Below are 6576 nucleotides of genomic sequence, written 5' to 3' on the forward strand. Positions count from 1 at the left end.
CGGGCGGGGGGGGGCCCCCCCCGGGCCCCGCCCCGGGCCGGGGCCCCCCCCCCCCGGGCGCCCCCCGGGGGGCCGGGCCCGCGGAACGCCGCGACGCGACCGCGCGCTCCAGAGGCGGCTGCGCGCTCCAGAAGCGGCTGCGCGCTCTACTTGATGCGCGTGCCCGCGGAACGCAGCGACTCGCACGCCTGCGTCACGCGCGCCGCCATGCCCGCCTCGGCGGACTTGCCCCACGTGCGGGGGTCGTACGTCTTCTTCGAGCCGACCTCGCCGTCGACCTTCAGCACGCCGTCGTAGTTCTTCAGCATGTGGTCGGCGACCGGGCGGGTGAACGCGTACTGCGTGTCCGTGTCGAGGTTCATCTTGACCACGCCGTTGCCCAGCGCGGTGGTGATCTCCTCGTCGCTCGAGCCGGAGCCGCCGTGGAAGACGAAGTCGAACGGCTGGCTGCCCGCGGGCTTGCCGTACTTCGCGGCGACGCCCTCCTGGAGGTCCTTCAGCAGGTCGGGGCGGAGCACCACGTTGCCCGGCTTGTACACGCCGTGGACGTTGCCGAACGACGCGGCCAGCAGGTAGCGGCCCTTCTCGCCGAGGCCGAGCGCCTCGGCCGTGCGCAGCGCGTCGTCGACCGTCGTGTAGAGCTTGTCGTTGATCTCGTGGGAGACGCCGTCCTCCTCGCCGCCGGTCGGGGTGATCTCGACCTCGAGGATGATCCGGGCAGCGGCGGCCTTCGCGAGCAGCTCCTCACCGATGGCGAGGTTGTCGGCCAGCGTCTCGGCCGAGCCGTCCCACATGTGGGACTGGAACAGCGGGTTGCGGCCCGCCTTCACGCGCTCCGCGGAGATGTCGAGCAGCGGGCGCACGTAGGTGTCGAGCTTGTCCTTCGGACAGTGGTCGGTGTGCAGCGCGACCGTGACGCCGTACTTCTCGGCGACGACGTGCGCGAACTCGGCCAGCGCGACGGCGCCCGTGACCATGTCCTTCTTGTACTGGCCGCCCAGGAACTCGGCCCCGCCCGTCGACATCTGGATGATCCCGTCGCTCTCCGCCTCCGCGAAACCACGCAGCGCGGCGTGCAGGGTCTGGGACGACGTCACATTGATGGCGGGATAGGCGAACTTGCCTGCCTTCGCCCGGTCGAGCATCTCGGCGTAGATCTCGGGGGTTGCGATGGGCATAGTGCCGCTCCTCTGTGATGTGCGCGGTTTAAGGTACGTGTCCCTGACCGGGGGCGACGTCATCGTCACCCCGTATCTTTCCAGACTCAGGCGAGCCCGAGGTCGGCGGCGGTACAGGCCGGCACGTACGGCAGGCCCGCGTCCGCCACGGCGGCGGCGGCGCCCCGGTCCACGATCACCGCGACGGCGACGACCTCGCCGCCCGCCTCACGGACGGCCTGGACGGCGGTGAGGGGGGAGCCGCCGGTGGTGGAGGTGTCCTCCACGACGAGGCAGCGCCGCCCCTTGACGTCGGTCCCCTCGATCCGGCGCTTCATGCCGTGCTGCTTCTGCTCCTTGCGGACGACGAACGCGTCCAGGCGCCGGCCTCGGGCGGCCGAGGCGTGCAGCATCGACGTGGCGACCGGATCGGCGCCCAGGGTGAGGCCGCCGACGCAGTCGTAGTCGAGGTCCGCGGTCGCGTCGAGCATCACCTGTCCGACGAGCGGCGCCGCGTGCCCGTCCAGGGTGACGCGCCGCATGTCGATGTACCAGTCGGCCTCGATGCCGGAGGAGAGCGTCACCCTGCCGTGCACCACGGCCAGGTCCTTGATCGCCTTCAGCAGCTCGCCCTTGGCGTCGTTCGTAGAGGTCATGGTTCCGAGCTTAAAGGCCCCGAGCTCAAGGGCCCTGTCCGGATCGTGCCGGGCCGCCCGGGGCCGGGACCAGGGCTCAGAGGCGCTCCCAGGACCAGGTCGCCGCGAGTTCCAGCGGCTCGATGCGGGTGACCAGCTCGGGGTCCGTGTTCAGGCCGTCCGGCGGCCCCGACTGCGCCTCCACGCAGACCGCCTCGGCCTGCTCGTCGTAGACGACGACCCAGCGGGCGGGGCTGGACACGGTCAGCGCGAGCTGCCCGGGCCAGGTCAGCGTGGCCTCGACGCCGTCGGGCATGCCGAAGCAGTCGTCCCAGGGGCCCGGCAGCGGGTCGACGCGGCGGCCGGTCGGCAGATGGTCCTCGCCGCGCTCCAGCTGGAACGCGGGAGTGAAGGCGAGGCTCGCGTCCTGGCCGCCGAGGTTCCTGTTGAACCACGGGTGCCAGCCGACCTGCGCGGGGAACGAGTCCGCCCGGGTCTCCACGCCGAGCGTCAGCTCCAGCGCGCCCCCGGTCAGCCGGAACGTCTGCGTCACCAGCCCCGGGTACGGCCACGGCTCGCCCAGCTCGTACGTCAGCGTCGCCGACGCCTCGTCGGAGTGCCGCACCCGCCAGGCGGTGTCGCGGCCGGTGCCGTGGATGGCGTGCGGACCCGAGTTGAGCGGCATCTGGTGCTGGGTCTCGCCGTTGCGGAACCGCCCCTGCGCGATGCGCCCGCACCACGGGACCATGGGGAAGCACCCGTAGCGGGGCCCCTGGCGGAGCAGTTCGGTGCCGTCGATGACGAGGCTGCTGATACGGGCGCCGTTGTCCGGCGCGATCCCGACGGTCACATCGCCTGCGGAAAGTCTCAGATCACTCACACCGCGACCCTAGTTCGGCGTCCGTCCGGGCCGCACGGCGGCACCACGCTGCTCAGCGACGGACACCCCGGCGCTCAGCGGCGGCGGCGCGGCGCCCCATGCCCCCGGCTCAACGGCGGCGCCGCAGCGCCCGGCCCGGCGCTCAACGGCGGCGGCGCGGCGCCCGGCCACGCTCGGCGGCGCCCGCCCACGCTCGGCGGCGGCGCCGCAACCCCCGGCCCGGCGCCCGCCTCCGCGCTCAGCGGCGGCGGCGCAGCGCGCGTGTCACGACGACCGCCGACGCCAGCGCCAGTGCCGCCGCCGGGGCCACCCAGCGCAGGGAGCCCGCGGCCGTGGCCGCCTCGGGCAGCGGGACCGGCGCGTAACGGCCGCGGGGCGGCGCGTGGTCGACCTCCTCGGCACTGCGGCCGATCATGGTCCGGCGCGCGTGCGCTGCCTCGGCGGGCGGCCCGTCGGCGTCGTCATCGTCGGCGGCGTCGGCAGCGGCGTCGCCGTCCATGCCGTCCGTGCCATCGAGGTCGTCGAAGTCGTCGAACCCGTCGGGTACGACGAAGTCGCCGTCCCCCGAGACCGTCTCGCCCGACAACGGCTCGTCCGGCGCCGAGGGCTGCGACGAGCCGGGCGCCGAGGGCGACGCGGACCCCGCGTCCGCGGGCGTCCCGTCCTGGCCGCCGCGGGGGCCCGCCGCGCCGTTCTTCGGCGGCAGCGGCTCCCCGGCCTCCTCCGCGCTGTCGGGCATCCCGGGCCGCCGGTCCTTGAGGGGCCCGCTCTCGTCGCCGAGCCGGGCGGCGAACCGATCCAGCAGCCGCCGCGCGGCCTGGATCGCCGCCTCGCGCGGCAGCTCCGCGAGCCGGCCCTCCGCGCGCGAGACGCCCGTGAAGCCGAGGTCCGTACCGCTCGTCGTGCCGGGCCCGCCGGGTTCGCCCGGGGCCGCCGCCGCGCCGGGCCCCGGGGCCGACACGGAGACCGCCGGGGTCAGCCGCACATCGAGCGTCACCGACACCGATCCCGTGCCCCGGACCTCCTCGCCCTCGGCCCGGACGGTGAACACCCCGTCGTCTTCCTCGGTCACACCGAGCGCGCCCCGGTACGTGATCGTGTGGCCGCCCGCGCGGACCTTGAGACGGCCGGTGATCGCACCCGGCTCGCTCTCCGCGTCCTGCTGGAACGCGGGGACGCAGTGCGCGACCCGCGCCGGGTCCCGCAGCGTACGCCGCAGGGCCTCCGCCGTCACCGGAACGAACACCTCGTGGTCCATGGGACCCGAGCCTACTTAAGCCCGCCCCGGACGGCGCTCACTCGCCGTATCTCGGGTGAACCAAAGTCGACGGCGGCAGGCGGCCCGCGCCGGGCGGACGGTCCCGCGCGGCCGCCCGCCCGTCCGCGGCGAGCCGCGCCGCGTCCAGCGACCGCAGCCGGGGCGTGTCCGCGGCGAGCGCGAGGGCCGGGGGCGCCGGGCCGCGCCCCGCCAGCAGGAACCCCCAGTCCTCGGGCGCCCCGTCCCCCCTGCCCGCCCGTTTCGTCCGGTCGGGGCCGCCGGAGAAGCCGTCCGCGGGGCCCGTCGCCCGGTAGGGCACCGCGCGGAAACCCGCGGACCTCAGTGTCGCGGCCACCGTCCAGTACGCGCGGGCCCGTGTCGCCGGCGAACCCGCGTGCACCACCAGCCGGCCGCCCGGCGCGAGCGCACGCGCCGCCAGCCCGTAGAACTCCTGCGCATACAGCTTCGAGCTGGAGGTGATGCCCGGGTCGGGCAGGTCGGAGATGATCACGTCGAACCGCCCGGGCCCGCCCTCCCCGCGTGTCCGCGCCCGCGCACGCAGCCAGCTGAACGCGTCGCCGGTGACCGCGTGCAGCCGGGGATCGCGGTACGCGTGCCCGTCGAGCGCGCTGAGCGCCGGGTCCGTACGGGCCAGACGCTCGACCTGTCCGTCGATGTCCACGACCGTCACGGAGCCGACGTCCGGATACCGCAGCACCTCGCGCGCGGCCAGGCCGTCACCGCCGCCGAGGATCAGCACCCGCGCGTGCGGCCCGCGCATCGCCGGGTGCACCAGCGCCTCGTCGTAGCGGTACTCGTCCCGGCCGTTCACCCGGAGCCTGCCGTCCAGGTACAGGTCGAGCGGGCCCCGCGTGCCGCCGGTGAGCACGACCTCCTGGACGCTGGTGTGCACCGCGACCCGCACGCCCGCGCCGTACACCGCCGAGCGGGCCGCGCGCTCGAAGCCGCCGACCGTCGCGGCGGCCGTCGCCAGCACGGAGAGCACCACGACGTCGGCCGTCAGCAGCAGCCACCGCGCCCGCGGGGACAGGTCGTGGCCGAAGAGCCACAGGACGAGGGCGCCGCCCGCCACCACATTGACCCCGCCCGTCACCATCGCGGCCGTCAGCTGCCCGAGCCACGGCAGCAGCAGGAACGGGAAGGCCAGCCCGCCGACCAGCGCGCCCACGTAGTCCGCCGCGAACAGGTCCGCGACGGCGGCGCTCGCGTCCTGCCGCGAGACCCGCTGGATCAGCGTCATCAGCAGCGGGATCTCCGCCCCCGTCAGCACGCCGATGGCGAGCGAGAACGCGACGATCGCACCGCGGGACTCGCCCAGCCACGCGAAGCTCGCGTACAGCGCGAGCGCCGACATCCCGCCGACCAGCGCCAGCGCCGCCTCCACCAGCCCGAACCCGACGGCGGCCCTGGGCCGCAGCCGCTTCGCGAGCAGCGAGCCGATGCCCATGGCGAACACCATCACCGACAGCACCACGGACGCCTGGGTGACCGAATCCCCTATGAGGTACGAACCGAGCGCGACGAGCTCCAGCTCGTACACGAGCCCGCAGGCGGCGCAGACGAACACCACGAGCAGCACCAGGAAGCGGACCGCGTCGGGGCGCACGGGCAGCCGCGGCCGGCCGCGGGGCGGTGTCGGCCCCGCCTGCGACGGCCCTCGCTGCGCGACGGCGTACTGGTCGATCATGCGGTAACGCTACGTCACGCACCGCTCGCACAAGGTCACCCACAAGGGTGCATCTCCCGCCGCGTACGCACCGGCCCGTACCGTCCGTGCGCCGAGCCCTCAGAGCACGGCGGGCATCCGCGCGCCGACCCGGGTCCGCGTCACCACGAGCTGGCCCTCCTGCGGATACGCGTGCCAGGTACGCCACCGCACCGCGCCCTCGTCACGCTGGGCGAGCAGCGCCGTGAACGCGTACGGCGAACCGGGGAACGTACCCGCAAGCCCGTTCGGATGGTCGGCCACGAGGGCGAGCAACTCCTGTGCGCGGCCCGCGAACTGGCCTTGCGACAGGTGCTCGACACGCGCCGCGAACTCGTACTCCCAGTCGCCGACGCGCTCGGACACGCCGAGCGGCAGGGGTGTGCTGCGGCCGGGGATGCACGCCACGGTCTCCGAGCACGCACCCCCGTGCTCTTCCAGCAGCACCTGGTGGGACGCGCCGAGAAGTCTCAGTTCGAGTCTCGCGCCGCGAAGGTCCAGGTCGAGCGTGGCGAGGGCCGGGAGCGGCTCCCGCCCCAGCGCCCAGGCCAGGTCGGCGGCGCGGGTGTCGGTGTAGGCGGTTTTCAGGGTCGTGAGCATGGATCGGCTCCGCAGACACACGTGTCGGATGGGCCGGGGACAACCCCCGGGGAACCGGGGAGAACCCCCGGAGAGAAGGAAGCTGAGGGATGCGCGGAAGGTCGCCTTCTCGTCACCGCGGGGCGGTCCCGGCAGTGCGAGGGCGGAGAGGAAGACTGCGCCCAGCGAATCATGAAGTCCGCTGTACCTACAGCGTTTTTACCCAACTTGACGGGGTTTCCATCCCCTCGGGGGCTTCGGTGTTCAGGTGTTCAGATGGCGGCGCTCCGACGCGAGGGGGGCCGGGGGGGGGCGCCCGCCCCCCCGCCCCCGGCCCCCCC

General features: G+C 74.5%; 6 protein-coding genes. All 6 read right to left on the reverse strand.

The window, feature by feature from the left end; genetic code table 11:
- Window positions 1-146: 146 nt before the first annotated feature.
- The gene (fbaA, locus tag LCE31_RS14330) at window positions 147-1178 is read right to left on the reverse strand and encodes a class II fructose-bisphosphate aldolase (RefSeq protein WP_225014626.1); all 1032 of its coding nucleotides are present in this window, start codon (window positions 1176-1178) and stop codon (window positions 147-149) included.
- 86 nt (window positions 1179-1264) lie between these two features.
- A complete protein-coding gene (gene pyrE, locus LCE31_RS14335; protein WP_225014627.1) occupies window positions 1265-1813 on the reverse strand; it encodes an orotate phosphoribosyltransferase in 549 nt (182 codons plus the stop codon).
- Window positions 1814-1889: 76 nt separating this feature from the next.
- Window positions 1890-2672 (reverse strand): aldose epimerase family protein, encoded by a 783-nt coding sequence (locus LCE31_RS14340; protein ID WP_225014628.1) that lies wholly within the window; start codon window positions 2670-2672, stop codon window positions 1890-1892.
- A gap of 238 nt (window positions 2673-2910) precedes the next feature.
- The gene (locus tag LCE31_RS14345) at window positions 2911-3930 is read right to left on the reverse strand and encodes a carbon monoxide dehydrogenase (RefSeq protein WP_225014629.1); all 1020 of its coding nucleotides are present in this window, start codon (window positions 3928-3930) and stop codon (window positions 2911-2913) included.
- A 37-nt stretch (window positions 3931-3967) separates the two neighbouring features.
- Window positions 3968-5638 (reverse strand): polyamine aminopropyltransferase, encoded by a 1671-nt coding sequence (locus LCE31_RS14350; protein ID WP_225014630.1) that lies wholly within the window; start codon window positions 5636-5638, stop codon window positions 3968-3970.
- Between the two features lie 99 nt (window positions 5639-5737).
- Window positions 5738-6256: a DUF2617 family protein gene (locus tag LCE31_RS14355; RefSeq protein ID WP_225014631.1), complete on the reverse strand. Its 519-nt coding sequence runs from the start codon at window positions 6254-6256 to the stop codon at window positions 5738-5740.
- Between the last annotated feature and the right edge of the window lie 320 nt (window positions 6257-6576).

Source organism: Streptomyces sp. 8L (assembly GCF_020176795.1).
Lineage (GTDB): Bacteria > Actinomycetota > Actinomycetes > Streptomycetales > Streptomycetaceae > Streptomyces.

Bases quoted from the DNA above. Each gene is read 5' to 3' on its own strand.
- fbaA (WP_225014626.1), bottom strand. From the start codon at position 1,178: ATGCCCATCGCAACCCCCGAGATCTACGCCGAGATGCTCGACCGGGCG.
- LCE31_RS14350 (WP_225014630.1), bottom strand. From the start codon at position 5,638: ATGATCGACCAGTACGCCGTCGCGCAGCGAGGGCCGTCGCAGGCGGGG.
- LCE31_RS14355 (WP_225014631.1), bottom strand. From the start codon at position 6,256: ATGCTCACGACCCTGAAAACCGCCTACACCGACACCCGCGCCGCCGAC.
- LCE31_RS14345 (WP_225014629.1), bottom strand. From the start codon at position 3,930: ATGGACCACGAGGTGTTCGTTCCGGTGACGGCGGAGGCCCTGCGGCGT.
- pyrE (WP_225014627.1), bottom strand. From the start codon at position 1,813: ATGACCTCTACGAACGACGCCAAGGGCGAGCTGCTGAAGGCGATCAAG.